The following is a 14671-nucleotide window of genomic DNA, read 5'->3' on the forward strand; positions in this document are numbered from 1 at the left end:
TCGCGATGGTGCCGGGTCCGTATATTGGCGCTGTGGACGCGCGAGGTTACCGGCTTGGCATCGACTTCGGCACCTCGAACACCGCGGCGATGCTGGCGTGGCCTGACGGCCACGTCCGGCCACTGCTCTTCGATGGTTCGCCGACGCTCCCCTCGGCGGTCTACGCCGACCCGCAGACGGGTCTGCTCGTCGGGCGCGACGCGGTGCACGCCGCCAGGGTCAGCCCGGAGCGGTTCGAGCCCAACCCCAAGCGCCGCATCGACGAGTCCTCCGTGCTGCTCGGTGACCACGAGGTGGCGACCGTCGACCTGTTCGCGGCCGTGCTGGCCCGGGTCAACGGCGAGGCGCAACGGGTCGCCGGCGGGCAGATCGGGCAGGTCACCATCACCTGCCCGGCGGCCTGGGCGCACACCCGGCGCGGGGTGCTCCTCGCCGCCGCCGAACGCGCCGGCCTCGGGACCGTGACGCTCGTGCCCGAGCCTGTCGCCGCGGCCGAGGTGTTCCGGACACTGGACGGCACCGACGTCCGCCCCGGTTCGGCCTTCGTGGTGTACGACCTGGGCGCCGGCACCTTCGACGCATCCGTCGTGCGGCACGGACCGGGCACGTTCGAGGTCCTCGCCGCGGAGGGGCTCAGCACCAGCGGCGGCCTCGACATCGACGCCGCGATCGTCGGCTACCTCGGCGCGAGCCAGTCCACCCGCGACCCCGCCTCCTGGAACCGGCTCGTCCACCCGACCACCAGCGCCGAACGCCGTGCCAACCGGCTGCTCTGGGACGACGTCCGGGCCGCCAAGGAGATGCTGTCCCGCACGTCGTCGACGATGATCCACATCCCGATGTACGACGAGGACGTCCCCCTCGGCCGCGACCAGTTCGAGCAGCTGGCCCGCCCGATCCTGGCCGCGACGGTCACCGCGACCAGGGCGGCCATCGCCGCGGCCCGGCTGACCCCGGCCGACGTCGCCGGGGTGTTCCTCGTCGGCGGCGGCAGCCGGATCCCGCTCGTCGCGACGCTGCTGCATCAGGCCCTCGGCAAGGCCCCGACCGCGGTCGAGCAGCCCGAGATGGTCGTGGCGCAGGGCAGCCTCGGCGTGCCCGCCCAGGCCGGCCCCGCCGGCCAGGCGCCGCCGGCCTCCGGGTTCCCGGTCTCGGCCCCGCCGGTCTCCAGCGCACCCGTGTCCAGCTCGCCCGTGTCCGGTCCGGGCTTCCCGGCGTCGGCTCCTCCGGCGTCGGCGCCGACCTCGGTCTCCGGGTCGGTCTCCATGCCGGTCTCGGGAGTGCCGATGTCGGCGGCCCCCGTGTCACCGGGGTTCTCCGCGTCGCCGGTCTCGTCGCAGCCGTCGTCGCAGTTCGCCCAGGACGCCGGCTACACTCCGCCGTCGGGCTACGCCGCCCCGCCCGGGCCGGCGCAGCCGTCACCCGCGCACCCGTCGCCGGCGCACCCGTCGACGGCGCAGCAGTCGCCGGCCCAGCCGTTCCCGGCCGCGCAGCAGTCGCCGGGCTACCCGCCGCCTGCGGCACACCAGTCGCCCACGCCGTCGTTCGCGCCCGCGCCGTCGTCGCCCGCGCAGCCGCCGACACAGCCGCCCGCGCCGGGCCGTGCGTCCGTGCCGCCCACCGGGTACGGCGCCGCGTCCCAGGCAGCGCCCCCGCCGCCGCCCCGACCGGCCGCCCAGCCGGCGCCGGCCGCCGGGGGAGGGCAGCGCCGCACCGGGGTCCTCGCCGCGGTCGCCGTGGTGGTGCTCCTGGTGGTCGGCCTGGGCATCTACGGCCTGACCAAGCTCGGCGGCGACGACGGCGGCAAGGACAACACCTCGAGCCAGACCGAGGGGCCGGACGGCGGTGGCGGCGAGACCGGCGAGACCACCGAGCCGCCCGCCCAGGTCGACGCCGAGCGCGACGACAGCAACTGGAGCACCACCGCCAAGGAGTACGAGGGCTACGAGGGCAAGCTGATCAGGTACACGTGCCCGAAGAACGGCAAACCGGGCGACGTCTGGGGCAACGGGCCCTACACGACGGATTCCTCGGTCTGCACGGCCGCCGTGCACGCGGGCTACCTCCAGCTGGACGAAGGCGGCACGACCATCATCCAGATCCGCAAGGGCTCCGAGTCCTACGAGGGCAGCACCCAGTTCAACATCACGACCAAGAGCTGGGACGCCTACGACTGGGAGTTCACGATCGCGGGTTAGCGCAGGGCCCTGATCGCCGTCAGGGTCGTGTGCACGTTGAACTGCACGCCGTCGTCGCTCTCCCAGCCGCCGTCGCTGCGCTGCGTCTCGTTGAGGCGCTTGCGGGCGGCGCTGAGCAGCCAGTCCTCCGGCGACATGCCGACCCGCCGCAGCGCCGCATACAGCGACGCGGTGTCCGCGGCGGTCATCTGCGGCACCCGGTCGGCGAGCGCGACCTGGATCTGCGCCGACTCGTAGAACCAGCCCAGGTGATACAGCACGGCGCAGCCGAGCCAGCCCGCGACCAGGAACGACGGCCAGCTGCCGTCGGGGCGCAGCGACGCCCGGAACGCCTCCGCGGCGCGGGCGACCCTGGTGGCGTGCTGGTCGTCGCCGTTGTTGGGGCCGCCGACGACCAGCCAGTAGGCGGCGTTGGTGGTCAGGTACAGCTTCGCCTCGTCGTCGCCGGGTTGCGCCCATGGCGGGGCGATCCCCGCCAGGGAGGCGTCCTCTTCCCACATGCCGTCGGGCCGCTGGCTGCCGCCGAGCCACGCGAGGGCCCGGCGGGCCGCGGGCCGGTCGATCGCACCGAGGTCGTCGAGCTCGCCGAGCCGGAAACAGGTCGCGTCGACGGAGGCGATGTCGGCGCCCCACAGCGCCGGCCAGCCGCCGTCGGGCGACTGGCCGATCTCGGCCTTCTCCAGCACATCTGCCGGTGGGAACTGGCCGGTGCGCAGCCAGGCGAGGCGGGCGCGATCAACGGCGTCGCCGTGTGCGACGACGTAGCCGATCGCGGCATCAAGGTCGACCATGGGCCGTACGCTACCGCCCGCCCGCTCCCTGCGTGTGGGTGACTAGTACACCGGCAGTGACGGATCGACGGTCTTCACCCACGACACGACACCACCCTGCACGTGGACGGCGTCCTTGAAGCCGGCCGCCTTGACGGCCGCCAATGCCTCGGCGGAGCGGACGCCGCTCTTGCAGTACAGGACGATCTGGCGGTCCTGCGGCAGGTCGGCGAGGGCGTTGCCGTTGAGGATCTCGCCCTTCGGCACCAGCCGCGCTCCGGGCACCCGCACGATCTCCCACTCGGCGGGCTCACGCACGTCGATCAGCTCGATCGGCTTGCCCGAGTCCTGCCAGTCCTTGAGCTCGGTCGCGGTGATCGTCGAGCCGAGCGCCGCGGCCTGGGCCTCGTCGGAGACGGCGCCGCAGAAGTCGTCGTAGTCGATCAGCGCGGTCACCGTCGGGTTCTCGCCGCAGATGGCGCAGTTCGGGTCCTTGCGGAGCCTGATCTTGCGGTAGCTCATCTCCAGCGCGTCGTAGACCATGAGGCTGCCCAGCAGCGAGTCGCCGACGCCGGTCAGCAGCTTGATCGCCTCGGTCACCTGGATGGCGCCGATCGAGGCGCACAGCACGCCGAGGACGCCGCCCTCAGCGCAGGAGGGGACCATCCCGGGCGGCGGCGGCTCCGGGTAGAGGCAGCGGTAGCAGGGGCCGTGCTCGGCCCAGAAGACGGACGCCTGACCGTCGAAGCGGTAGATCGAGCCCCAGATGTACGGCTTGCCGAGCAGCACCGCCGCGTCGTTGACCATGTATCGCGTGGCGAAGTTGTCGGTGCCGTCGACGATCAGGTCATACTGCGCGAAGATCTCCATCACGTTGTCGTTGTCGAGGGCCTCGTTGTGCACCACGACGTTGACATACGGGTTGATCTCGCGGACCGAGTCGCGCGCCGACTCCGCCTTCGGCCGGCCGATGTCGGACTGGCCGTGGATGATCTGGCGCTGCAGGTTGGACTCGTCGACGGTGTCGAACTCGACGATGCCGAGCGTGCCGACACCGGCCGCGGCCAGATACATCAGCGCCGGCGAGCCGAGGCCACCCGCACCCACACACAGCACGCGCGCGTTCTTCAGGCGCTTCTGCCCGGCGGTGGCCACATCCGGGATGATCAGGTGCCGGGAGTAGCGGCGGACCTCATCGATTGTGAGGTCGGCGGCGGGCTCGACCAGTGGAGGCAACGACATGGTTCTCATTCTGCCGCGCCGGCACGGCAAACCCACGTGACCTACGGCACTTTGGCTCCGGAGTACCGCTGACCGTCCACGAACGGCCACGCGTTGGCGACGCAGCCCTTCAGCCCGTAGGTCTGCTGCTGCATGACCGGGGCGGGCTTTCCGGGGCCGGGGCAGGCCTCGTGGCCGTTGCCGAGCTCGTGGCCGACCTCGTGGTTGATGACGTAGCTCTGGTAGTCCGCGACCGGCGCGCCGTAGTCGGGTACCCCGGTCAGCCAGCGCGCCAGGTTGATGACGACCTTGCCGGTGATCCGGCACGAGCTGTAGCCCGCGGTGTGCAGGCCCGCCGACGCGCAGATCTGCTCCGACGTGACCGGCGTGGCGAGGAAGATGGTGAAGTCGGCGGTGCCCTGCCCGGCGACCCGCTGCAGGCGCACCTGGCCGGTCGCGGTCCAGCCGCGCGGGTCGGCGAACACCTGCTCGACCGCCGTGGCGAACGCGTCGGCCTGCTGGCCGCTGCCGTTCTCCACCGCGATCCGGTACTTCTTGACCGCACCGGCCCCACCGGCGACGGGCCCGGCGCTGCTGGCGTAGGCGAACGTGCCGGCGGCGCTTGCCGGCCCCGCCTCGGGCGGCTGGCTCGCGGGCATGCTCGGCGGGTCGAGCATCGGCGCCGGCCCACGGGTCGCGGCGACCGTCACCGGCGTGTCGTCGGGGTCGCCGGTGAAGAACAGCTGCCGGCCCAGCCCGGCGGCGGCGATCACGAAGGCGGTGAGCATCACGCCCGCGACGATGTACCGCCGCCGGCGGATCTGCTCACGCCGGCGGCGCTGCTCGGCCCGGACCACCTCACGGGCCTGCCGCGGGTCACTCGGCAGCGGCACCGGCAGCCGCCGGCGGTCGCTGCTCAGCCGGCTCGCCATCGATTGGTCAGCTTGCCATGCGCACCTGCGGCGCGCGCTGGCGCACCCCGTCCCGCACCTGAGTTGCAACCTGCTGGGTGGCCTGTTGGGCGGGTGCGCCCTGCAGCTCGTCGAGGAGGCCGAGCACGGCGCGGGCCACGGTGCGTGGCACCTCCATCTGCGCCACGTGACCGACGCCCTCGAGCATCATCAGCCTGCTGTCCGGCACCAGCCGGGCGACCTGCGGCGCGGTGCGGATGTCCACCAGCTTGTCCTGCCGCCCGGCGATCACCAGCGTCGGCGCCTGGATCCTGGCGGCCATCCGCCACATCGAGCCCTCACCCGGCAGGTACGCCCGCAGGAAGCTGCTCACCAGCCCGCGGAGGCTGCCCACGTACGCCTCGGCGTACCACGGCACCAAGTGCCGGCGGCGCGCCTCCTCGATCGCCTCCAGGCGTCGCTGCTCCGGGTAGCGGGTCGGGTCGGCGTAGCAGGACTCGATCACCATCGCGGCGAGGGCCTCGGGATCCATCGACGACATCCGCCGCGCCGCCAGCTTCGCCGCGTTGGGCAGCAGCAGCAGCGGCACGATCGGCCCCTGCAGCGAGCGGCGCGGGTCGAGGAACGGCATCGCCGGCGAGATCAGCGTCAGGCTGCGCACCAGGTCCGGGCGCAGCGCCGCGGTGACGACCACGGCCGCGCCGCCCATCGAGTTGCCGAACAGGTGGACCGGGCCGCGGTCGCTGTGCTCGATCCACCGGATGATGTGCGCGGCCATCGCGGTCAGCGAATAGCTGCGGGCCGGATCGCTGTGCCCGAATCCGGGCAGGTCGATCGCCTGGCCGTCCAGGCGCCCGGCGAGCACGCCGGCCAGGTCGGTCCAGTTGGTCGACGAACCGCCGAGGCCGTGCACGTAGCACGCCGGCTCCGCGCCGGGTGCCGTGGCCGGCGTGTCCCGCACATAGGACCTCAGCCCATCGAGCTCCACCTCTCGCCCCGGCCACCGCTCCGGCAGCCGCTCAGGTGACGGGACGGTGAACTCCGGGACAAGGGAAGCTCGCTTCATGCTTACCAGTGTGCCTCAACGGCACTACGGCAGCAGGGCCTCCAGGCGCCGGTTGACGGCCGCGAGGGTGGCGCGGACCACAGCCTGACGTGGATCGCCGGAGTTCACCGACGAGCCCGTCAGCTGCTCGACCCACCCGTCGTACAGCAGCAACAGGACCACCACGGCGACCTCGCACCCGCCGAGCTGCACCACCGCGGCGTGCTCGATGTAGCACCGGGCCCGCGCGGTCGCGTCCACGTCGACCAGCAGCTGGTCCACGGCGGAGGCCGCGGCGGCGGCGGAGAGCCGCAGGATGTACCCGTCGACCGCCGGCCCGCTGGCCACACCGACCGCGGGGTGCCCGTCGGCGATCAGCCGCACCTCCACGACCGCGTCGACGCCCTGCGTGCTGACCTCGACCTGGTCGATGATGACGCGCGGCGACACGATGGAGCTGGACTGCGGCACCAGGGCCGGCGGCGCGTCCCGGTTGACCGGGATCGGCGGCTGCGGGCCGAGGACCGGGCTGGACGACGGCGCCGACGGGTGCCCGGCCAGCTGGCCCGTCACCGTGCCGGTCAGCCGGCCGCCCGGCGGCTTCGGACCCGTCGCGGGCTCGGGCTCGGTGCCCGGCTCGGTGGCGGGCTCGACCGGCGGTGCGATCGAGGGCACCTGCGTCAGGGCCTCCTGCCCGGGCCGGGCGACCAGGCCCGGCGGGCTCGGCGGCGGCCGGAGCTCGTCGAGGTCGGGGCGGGGCGCCTCGGCCGGGCGGCGCACGCCGCTGACCGGGCGCCGCCTGCGGGCCTCACGACCGTAGCCGGGCAGCGCGCTGTGCGGCGCGTTGCCCCTGACCGGCGCGCCCGCCAGGCGCTGGGCCGGCGGGGTCGGGTCGGACAGGTCCGGCGGGTTGGGCTCGGCGGCCAGGCCCATCCGCTCGTTGAGCAGCCGCGCCACCGCCCGGCTGACCCGGCCCGGGTCGGCCTCGTCGAGCAGCTCGAGCCGCAGCGTGTGCAGGCCGTCGGCGTTCTTGCGCAGGGTCGCCTCACGGACACCGGCGACGCCCTGCACCGCGCGCAGCACGGCCGGGATGTCGAACCCGTCGGGGCGGTCGTCGAGGCTGGGCTCGTCGTCCTCGTCCTCGCGCTCCTCGCGCAGGAACGTGGCGATCCTGGCCAGCTCCGCCCCACCGGCCGGCGTGGCCTCGGCGACGAGCGGCTCGACCTCCACCTCCGGCACCTGTGGCACGTCGGGATGCGACGGTACGCGCTGCGGCAGCTCGGGACCGTTGTAGTCGGCCTCGCCGGCCGCCGTGAGGTCGCCGGGATGCTGCGGGTAGGCGGGCGCGGCGTAGGCCGGCTCGGCGTAGCCGGGGCCGCCGTAGGCGGACCCGGCCGGCACGTCCTGCGCATATGGCGGCTCCGACGCGAACGTCGGCATCGTCGGCTCGGCCGCCGACAGCGGCGTGGCGTTGCCGAGCAGCTCCGGGGGCAGCGGGCCGACGAGCGGGTCGTCCTCTGGCATCCGCTGGGCGGGCACGGCCGGGGCGGCCTGCGCCTGCGCCGGGTCGTGCTGCGGCGCGGCCCAGTCGAACTCGGGACCGGCCGGCTGCTGCTCGTAGGGCTGGTAGCCGTTCTCGGGCTGGGCGTACGCCGCGTAGCCGTCCGGGCGGTAGCCGGTCTGGCCCTGGTACGCGTCCTGCTGCTGATACCCCTGCTGCGGATACTCCGGCTGCGGCTGCTGCTGCGCGTACTGCTGCTGGGGGTATTCCTGCGACGGGTACTGCTGCTGCGGATACTCCTGCGACGGGTACTGCTGCGCCTGGTAGCCCTGCGGCGGGTACTGCTCCTGGGCGCCGTACTGCTCCTGGGGTTGGTACTGCTCCTGCGGTTGGTACTGCTCCTGGGGTGCGTACTGCTCCGGGGCCGCGTACTGCTCCTGCGGTGCGTACTGCTCCTGGTTGCCGTCGGCGGGCGCGTCGGGGCGGGCCGCGCCGTTGGCGGTGTGCGCCTGCTCCTGATACGCGCCGTTGCGCGGCCGGGTGTCATAGCCCCAGGCCGGATCCGGATAGGCACCGTAGGGCGGCTGGCCGCTGTCGCCGTGCACCCGGACGCGGGGGTCGACGGGCGCGGGCTGGCCGGTGAGACGGTCCAGTGCGGAGGGCGGCGGGCCGTAGCCGCCGGATGTGGGCTGGACGGCCTCGTCGCGCGCCTGCGCGGACGGTGACGCGGCGGCGCCGTAGACCGTGCCGCCGGAGGGCGTCGCCGGCTGGGCGCCGGTGAGGCCGCCCGGGTGCGCGCCGTTGACCTGGCCGCCGTCCTGCTGCGCCTGGAGCCCGCCGACGGGGATGCTCCCGGTCGCGGGGAAGGACTGGCTGGTCTCGGGCTGGCTGACGGAGCTCGGCCAGCCCTGGCCGTCGGGCCCGTAGTGCCCGTAGTGCAGCGACGTGGTCTGCTGCGCCGGCGGCGGGACGGAGACCGGGGGACTCATCGGGGCGAGCATGTCGGAATAGGCGCTGCGGACCTCGGCGCGACCGCGCGGGCCGGCGGTGCCGTTGACCGATGCGCGACCGGCAACCGCGCCGGTGGCAGGCTCGCGCCACGCGGAGACGATCGCCTCGAGCGCGTCATCGCTCGGCGTCGAACCGTCGTGGGTGCCGTCCGGTGTCCTCTGCGGATCCGTGTGTCCTCCTCCGCGATATGGGCCTGCCCCGTGCGGGCTTCCGGCTTGCCCCGTTTCGTCCACCGCGCGCTCCTCCGTCGCCCCTAGGTGAGGCTACCGTGTGGGCGGAAAGGGGGTAAGTTGCAATCCCGACCCAAATCCGGATGGTGAACATGACCTCGGCGATGAGCGGCACCCAGTCGGCCGGACGGCCGGTGCGGCTGCCCCGGTCGGCGCGCCGCAAGCAGCTGCTCGCCGCGGCGCAGCAGGTTTTCGTGGCACAGGGTTATCACGCCGCCGCGATGGACGACATCGCCGAGCGGGCCGGCGTCTCCAAGCCTGTGCTCTACCAGCACTTTCCGGGCAAACTGGAGCTCTATCTGGCGCTGCTGGACACGCATTGTGACGCGATGGTGTCCCGGATGCGTGCCGCGATGGAGGCGACGACGGACAACAAGGAGCGGGTCCGCGGCGCGATCCAGGCGTATTTCGACTTCATCGACCACGAGAGCGAAGCGTTCCGCCTGGTGTTCGAGTCGGACCTGCGCAACGACCCCGCGGTCCGCGAGCGGGTGGACCGGGTCGAGAGCGGCTGCATCGCCGCGATCACCGACACGATCATGTCCGACACCGACCTGAGCCTGGAGCGCGCGGAGCTGCTCGCCTCCGGTCTGGTCGGCGCGGCGGAGGTCGCGGCCCGCTTCTGGGTCGCCGGTGGCCGCAAGGTCGCGAAGCCCGAAGCGGAGGCGCTGCTGACCGCGCTGTCGTGGCGCGGCATCGCAAGCTTCCCCCTGCACGGGGAACACGCCTGATCGCGTTAGTCTTCAACCACACTGGGTGTGCGCGCCGAGGCACGGACGCGCCGCAGCCCGATCAAGGAGGAAGACGTGGAGGTCAAGATCGGCGTGCAGTATGCGCCTCGGGAGCTGGTGCTGGAGAGCAACCAGTCATCCGCCGAGGTTGAAGCTGCGGTCACCGACGCGATCGACGGTGGCGACAAGGGTGTGCTGTCTCTCGTCGACGAGAAGGGCCGCCGGGTGATCGTCCCGGTCGGCAAGATCGCCTACGTGGAGATCGCCGAGTCGTCGCCGCGTCCGGTTGGATTCTCTTCCGCGCGTTGACGAAAAGCGTTGACGATAACGCTCAGGCCCTGCCCCGGACCGGGTCAGGGCCTGAGTCAGTTGTTCAGCCCGACGACGCCCATGCGGGCGGTGTGCGCCGAGGTCAGCCGCTTGAGCATCGCCTGGAAGTCGGTGCCGCCGACGGCGAGCAGCTCGGCGAGCGACGGCCGCTCGGCCGCGACCCGCAGCGCCTGCGAGATGCCCTCGCCGACCAGCCGGCGCGACCACATCGACAGCCGGTTGGCGATCTTCGGGTCGGCGGCGATCGCGGCCCGCAGCTCGTCGGCGGCGAAGTCGGCGTGCCGGGAGTCGTGCAGGACCTCCACGATCAGGTCCCGGTCCGGCCCGGTGAGCACCGCCGCGACCTCCCGGGTGAAGTCGTCGGCGATGCCGTCGCCGACATAGGCCTTGGCCAGCCCCTCCAGCCAGTCGGCGGGCTCGGTCTGCGCGTGGTAGTCCGACACCGCCCGCACGTAGGGCCGCATGGCCTCCTCCGGGTCCGCGCCCAGCTCCGTGAGGCGGTCGGCGAAGCGGCAGTAGTTGCTGATCTCGCGGCCGGCCATCTCGCTGAGCACCGCCCGGCGGCGCAGGTCGGGGGCGAGCCGCGCGTCGGCCGCCATGCGGTCGAAGGCGACCAGCTCGCCATACGCCAGCATGCCGAGCAGGTCGACCACTGCCGAGGCGGGCGGAGTGAGATCGGACACGACGGCACACTACATCGCCGGTCCACCTGGCGCGCCCCGGTGTCACACCGCGGTGCGGTGAGCGCAACTGCCCGCTAGCCGGTACAATGGCTCCAATAGCCGTGGACGGACCCTAGTCCTGGCACCCGGCGCTTGTAGCCCGCGACCTTGATCATTTCGGTTGCGTGTGGCCCGCGCCCTACCCATTTGAGCGCACCCGGCTTCACCAGGGGCGCTCCCGCGAGAGAGACACCCTGAGCACAACATGACAATCGACAACACTGAGGCCGCCGAAGCAGTGGCCCCGCGCGCCCCCGTGCGCCCAGACGCACCCACCTTCGCCGACCTGGGCGCCCGCCCGGAGACCGTGGCAGCCCTTGCCGCCGTCGGCATCGTCCACGCGTTCGCCATCCAGGAATACGCCGTGCCGATCGCGCTGCGCGGCACCGACCTCATCGGCCAGGCGCCGACCGGCACCGGCAAGACGCTGGGCTTCGGCGTCCCGCTGCTGGACCGGGTCACCGCACCCGCCGAGGGCGCCGACGGCCTGCCGCAGGCACTCGTCGTGGTCCCGACCCGCGAGCTGGGTCTGCAGGTGGCCCGTGACATCGCCGCCGCCGGCAAGACCCGCGGCATCCGGGTCCTCCCGCTCTACGGCGGCGTCGCCTACGAGCCGCAGGTCGACGCCCTGCAGAAGGGTGTCGAGATCGTCGTGGGCACCCCGGGCCGGCTGCTGGACATGGCCAAGAGCAAGCACCTGCGCCTGCACGCCGTGCGGGCCCTGGTGCTCGACGAGGCCGACCGCATGCTGGACCTCGGCTTCCTCGACGACGTCGAGCGGATCCTGACCCTGCTGCCGGAGGACCGGCAGACGATGCTGTTCTCCGCCACCATGCCCGACCCGATCGTGACCCTGGCGCGGCGGTTCCTGCGCCACCCGATGACGATCCACGCGCACCACGACGCCAGCACCGGCGCGTCTCCGCTGACCAAGCAGGTCATCTACCGCACGCACCCGATGAACAAGATCGAGATCGTGGCGCGGATCCTGCAGTCGACCGACCGCGGCCTGACCATGATCTTCACGCGGACCAAGCGGGCCGCCGACCGGGTCGCCGAGGACCTCGACTTCCGTGGCTTCGCCGCCGCCGCCGTCCACGGCGACCTCGGCCAGGGCGCGCGGGAGCGGGCGCTGCGCGCGTTCCGGGCCGGCAAGATCGACGTGCTGGTCGCCACCGACGTCGCGGCCCGCGGGCTGGACGTCTCCGGCGTCACGCACGTCATCAACTACGACTGCCCCGAGGACCCGGACACCTACACCCACCGCATCGGCCGCACCGGCCGCGCGGGCGCGACGGGCGTCGCCGTGACGTTCGTCGACTGGGAGGACATGCCCCGCTGGCGGATCATCGACAAGACGCTGGGCATGGAGCTGCCGGAGCCGCCGGAGACCTACCACACCTCCGCGCACCTGCTGACCGACATCGGCATCCCCGACGGCATCACCGGGTCCCTGCCGACCGCCGACCGCAAGCGCGCCGGCCTCGCCGCCGAGCAGCTCGAGGACATCGAGGGCAAGCCCCGCGGCCGGGGCGCCCGCACCCCACGGGGTCGCGGCCGCAGCGAGTCGGCGGCACCCGCCGCACCCGCCTCCTCGGAGGCGACCGACGAAGCGCGCCGTCCGCGGCGCCGTCGGCGGCGCGGTGAGGTCGACCCGTCCGAGCTGGTCGTGGCGGAGACCACCGAGGCCGCCGAGCCGCGCCGCCGCCGCAGCCGCGGCCGGGGCGAGTCCGACGCCGTCGAGCTGGTCGCCGACGGCGACGCCGGGCAGAGCGGTCCGGTCGTCACCGCGGCCGGCGAGGAGGGCGAGGCCCGCACGGCCCGCGCCCGCACCCGCCGGCGCCGCCGGGGTGGCCGTGGCCGGGGCGGCAGCGACGCCGCCGAGCCGAGCGCGACCGAGGACGCCTGATTTTCAGCGCACGTCGACGGTGAATTCAGCGCGGTGGACCTGTCCACCGCGCTGAAACTCGAAATAGAGCCGGTAGCGGCCGACGCTGGGCGCCGACAGCCAGAACTTGACGGCCCCGCCGACGAGCTGGTCCTCGGGGTGGACGTGCAGGTAGCCCATGTCGCCGTCGCGCAGGACGACCAGGTGCCCGTAGGCGCCGAGGTAGCGCTGCAGGTCCGTCACCGGGGTGCCGGACGCCAGGACCCGCAGTGACAGCGGCTGGGTGGCGTTGACCGCGGGCGTGCCTTCGAGGGCCACCGTCATCCCGCCGGTCTCCGCGGTCCGCACCGGGTCGGGCAGCGCGACCGGGCGGTAGTCACCGGCGACCGTGGCGTCGACCGCGAGCGTCACCGGCGCCTGCGCGCCCGTCGGGTCGAAGGTGACGAAGTCCGTGTAGATCCGCCAGATGCCGGGCGACGGCAGGCTCAGCGGCACCGACCAGGTGCCGTCCGGCGCCATCTCCGGGTGCAGGTGCTGGAAGCCGGACAGGTCGTGCCGCGCCACCACCAGGTGCATGAGCTTCTCGTGGTTGAGCACGAAGCGGGTGACCGCCTTGCCGTCCGGGCCGAGCACCCGGAACGTGAAGGGCTGCGCCGCCGTGCCCGCGCCGAACGTCGTCGTCGCGGGGGCGAGGGTGAAGCCGCCGGCGCTGAGCGACAGGCCGCCGAGGTCGCCCGAGGTGGCGCCGCCGTGCGAGTGCGACGGGATGGCGGTCGGGGTGCTCGCGGCCGGAGGGGCCGAGGGGTCCGCGGTCGACCTGGCGATCACGAAGCCCAGGAGCAGCGCCAACACGAGTCCACCAGCGATGACCGGGCCCTTCATGCCAAGACCGTATCCGTCGCACCGTCCTACCACTCCACCGGGGGACATTTGGTGACGTTTGTCCAAAATCTGTCGTTAGTGAAACGTGGGGTCAATCCGGAACTCGCGCAGCGCGGCCGTACTCGTCGCCGCGGCACTCGTCGCAGGGCTCGCCGTCGGCGCGCTCGCCACGCCGGGCGCCGGGTTCGCGGACCCGGTCACCGACCGGCAGCGCCAGCTGGCGACCGCGTGGCAGGAGCTCGAAGGCGTCATCGAACGGTTCAACGCCGTCCGGGACGATCTGCGCGCCACCGATGCCCAGCTCGAACGGGTGAACTCCCGCACCGGCCCGCTCCAGGCCCGCGTGGACGCCGCCCAGCGCGACACCGACGAGGTCGCCGCCGCGCTGTACCGCAGCGGCGCCGTCACCAGCACCGCCGTGCTGATCAGCTCGCCGTCGCCCGCGTCGTTCATGGACCAGCTCGCCACGCTCGATCACCTGCAGCGGCGCCGTACCGACGCGCTGCGCCGGTTCAAGGCGGACAAGGACGCCCTCGCGAAGGAGCACGACGAGCTCAGCGGGCTCAAGGCCCGGCAGCGCGCGCAGCAGCAGGAGCTGGGTCAGCGCAAGGCGACGATCGAGGCACAGGTCAAGCGGCTCGGCGGCGACCGGGCCGCGCGCAGCGCCCGCACCCCCTCCGGCGCGCTGCACGACGGCTACGTGCCCGTCTTCACCGACGACGCCGCGGGTCGCGCGGTCCGCTACGCCTTCTCCCAGCTCGGCAAGGTGTACCGGTGGGGCGCCGACGGCCCGGACACGTTCGACTGCTCCGGGCTGACGATGGCGGCCTGGAAGGCGGCCGGCGTGGTCCTGCCGCACAACGCGGCGCGGCAGAAGAAGACGGTCACGCCGATCAGGCGCGAGGACCTGCGCCCGGGCGATCTCGTCTTCTACTACAAGGACGTCAGTCACGTCGGCATGTACATCGGGGACGGACGGGTCGTCGAGGCGCCACGCGCCGGCGAGCGGATCTCGATGCGGCTGCTCGACTACGCCCCGATCGTGGGCTACGGCCGCCCGGACTACGCCGCGGGATGAGCCCGGCGGGGGCTTTCGGCACGGGAAGTAATGAGCCGATCGCGAACTGCTGATCAACTCCGTGCGGACCGGCTACGACGGTCTTGTTTGTGTCCTAACGGACGAGGCGCGCCAGTCGGCTTGGCGACAGCATCGACCAGACAGTGGACATCT

At 73.1% G+C, this 14671-nt stretch carries 12 protein-coding genes; 5 read left to right on the forward strand and 7 right to left on the reverse strand.

Annotated elements, in window-relative coordinates:
* The first annotated feature begins 32 nt into the window (after positions 1–32).
* Positions 33–2198 carry an Hsp70 family protein gene (locus tag OHA72_RS12890; protein WP_327008080.1) on the forward strand — a complete coding sequence of 722 codons (2166 nt, stop codon included), beginning with the start codon at positions 33–35 and terminating at the stop codon, positions 2196–2198.
* Here the strand turns inward: OHA72_RS12890 and OHA72_RS12895 are convergent.
* From OHA72_RS12895 to OHA72_RS12915, 5 genes are read right to left on the reverse strand one after another with little or no spacing between them, the layout of a single operon-like run.
* The gene (locus OHA72_RS12895) at positions 2195–2989 is read right to left on the reverse strand and encodes a prenyltransferase/squalene oxidase repeat-containing protein (protein ID WP_327008081.1); all 795 of its coding nucleotides are present in this window, start codon (positions 2987–2989) and stop codon (positions 2195–2197) included. The two genes, OHA72_RS12890 and OHA72_RS12895, sit on opposite strands and share 4 nt — an antisense overlap.
* 42 nt (positions 2990–3031) lie before the next feature.
* On the reverse strand, positions 3032–4210 hold the full coding sequence (moeZ, locus tag OHA72_RS12900; RefSeq protein ID WP_327008082.1) for an adenylyltransferase/sulfurtransferase MoeZ: 1179 nt from the start codon (positions 4208–4210) through the stop codon (positions 3032–3034).
* Positions 4211–4251: 41 nt separating this feature from the next.
* Positions 4252–5121 carry a DUF3152 domain-containing protein gene (locus OHA72_RS12905; RefSeq protein ID WP_327008083.1) on the reverse strand — a complete coding sequence of 290 codons (870 nt, stop codon included), beginning with the start codon at positions 5119–5121 and terminating at the stop codon, positions 4252–4254.
* 7 nt (positions 5122–5128) lie between these two features.
* Complete coding sequence (locus OHA72_RS12910) at positions 5129–6166, reverse strand: alpha/beta fold hydrolase (protein WP_327008084.1); 1038 nt, start codon at positions 6164–6166, stop codon at positions 5129–5131.
* Positions 6167–6190: 24 nt separating this feature from the next.
* Positions 6191–8635, reverse strand: coding sequence for a hypothetical protein (locus OHA72_RS12915; RefSeq protein WP_327008085.1), 2445 nt, complete (start codon positions 8633–8635; stop codon positions 6191–6193).
* A 344-nt stretch (positions 8636–8979) separates the two neighbouring features.
* On the opposite strand from OHA72_RS12915, the gene OHA72_RS12920 reads away from it, so the two are divergent.
* On the forward strand, positions 8980–9618 hold the full coding sequence (locus tag OHA72_RS12920; protein WP_327011545.1) for a TetR/AcrR family transcriptional regulator: 639 nt from the start codon (positions 8980–8982) through the stop codon (positions 9616–9618).
* 75 nt (positions 9619–9693) lie between these two features.
* On the forward strand, positions 9694–9927 hold the full coding sequence (locus OHA72_RS12925) for a DUF3107 domain-containing protein (RefSeq protein WP_203845037.1): 234 nt from the start codon (positions 9694–9696) through the stop codon (positions 9925–9927).
* 56 nt (positions 9928–9983) lie between these two features.
* On the opposite strand, the gene OHA72_RS12930 is transcribed toward OHA72_RS12925, so the two are convergent.
* Positions 9984–10631 (reverse strand): ferritin-like fold-containing protein, encoded by a 648-nt coding sequence (locus OHA72_RS12930; protein ID WP_327008086.1) that lies wholly within the window; start codon positions 10629–10631, stop codon positions 9984–9986.
* Positions 10632–10875: 244 nt separating this feature from the next.
* On the opposite strand from OHA72_RS12930, the gene OHA72_RS12935 reads away from it, so the two are divergent.
* Positions 10876–12579, forward strand: coding sequence for a DEAD/DEAH box helicase (locus OHA72_RS12935; protein WP_327008087.1), 1704 nt, complete (start codon positions 10876–10878; stop codon positions 12577–12579).
* A 3-nt stretch (positions 12580–12582) separates the two neighbouring features.
* Here the strand turns inward: OHA72_RS12935 and OHA72_RS12940 are convergent, their stop codons facing one another.
* Complete coding sequence (locus tag OHA72_RS12940; RefSeq protein WP_327008088.1) at positions 12583–13440, reverse strand: DUF8832 domain-containing protein; 858 nt, start codon at positions 13438–13440, stop codon at positions 12583–12585.
* Between the two features lie 85 nt (positions 13441–13525).
* Between OHA72_RS12940 and OHA72_RS12945 the strand changes: the two genes are divergently transcribed.
* Complete coding sequence (locus OHA72_RS12945) at positions 13526–14518, forward strand: C40 family peptidase (RefSeq protein WP_327008089.1); 993 nt, start codon at positions 13526–13528, stop codon at positions 14516–14518.
* Positions 14519–14671 lie beyond the last annotated feature (153 nt).

This window comes from Dactylosporangium sp. NBC_01737 (genome assembly GCF_035963215.1).
Taxonomy (GTDB): Bacteria; Actinomycetota; Actinomycetes; order Mycobacteriales; family Micromonosporaceae; genus Dactylosporangium.

Excerpts from the sequence above, each read along its gene's own strand:
- OHA72_RS12895 (WP_327008081.1), bottom strand. The coding sequence starts at position 2,989 with ATGGTCGACCTTGATGCCGCGATCGGCTACGTCGTCGCACACGGCGAC.
- moeZ (WP_327008082.1), bottom strand. The coding sequence starts at position 4,210 with ATGTCGTTGCCTCCACTGGTCGAGCCCGCCGCCGACCTCACAATCGAT.
- OHA72_RS12905 (WP_327008083.1), bottom strand. The coding sequence starts at position 5,121 with ATGGCGAGCCGGCTGAGCAGCGACCGCCGGCGGCTGCCGGTGCCGCTG.
- OHA72_RS12910 (WP_327008084.1), bottom strand. The coding sequence starts at position 6,166 with ATGAAGCGAGCTTCCCTTGTCCCGGAGTTCACCGTCCCGTCACCTGAG.
- OHA72_RS12915 (WP_327008085.1), bottom strand. The coding sequence starts at position 8,635 with ATGAGTCCCCCGGTCTCCGTCCCGCCGCCGGCGCAGCAGACCACGTCG.
- OHA72_RS12920 (WP_327011545.1), top strand. The coding sequence starts at position 8,980 with ATGACCTCGGCGATGAGCGGCACCCAGTCGGCCGGACGGCCGGTGCGG.
- OHA72_RS12935 (WP_327008087.1), top strand. The coding sequence starts at position 10,876 with ATGACAATCGACAACACTGAGGCCGCCGAAGCAGTGGCCCCGCGCGCC.
- OHA72_RS12940 (WP_327008088.1), bottom strand. The coding sequence starts at position 13,440 with ATGAAGGGCCCGGTCATCGCTGGTGGACTCGTGTTGGCGCTGCTCCTG.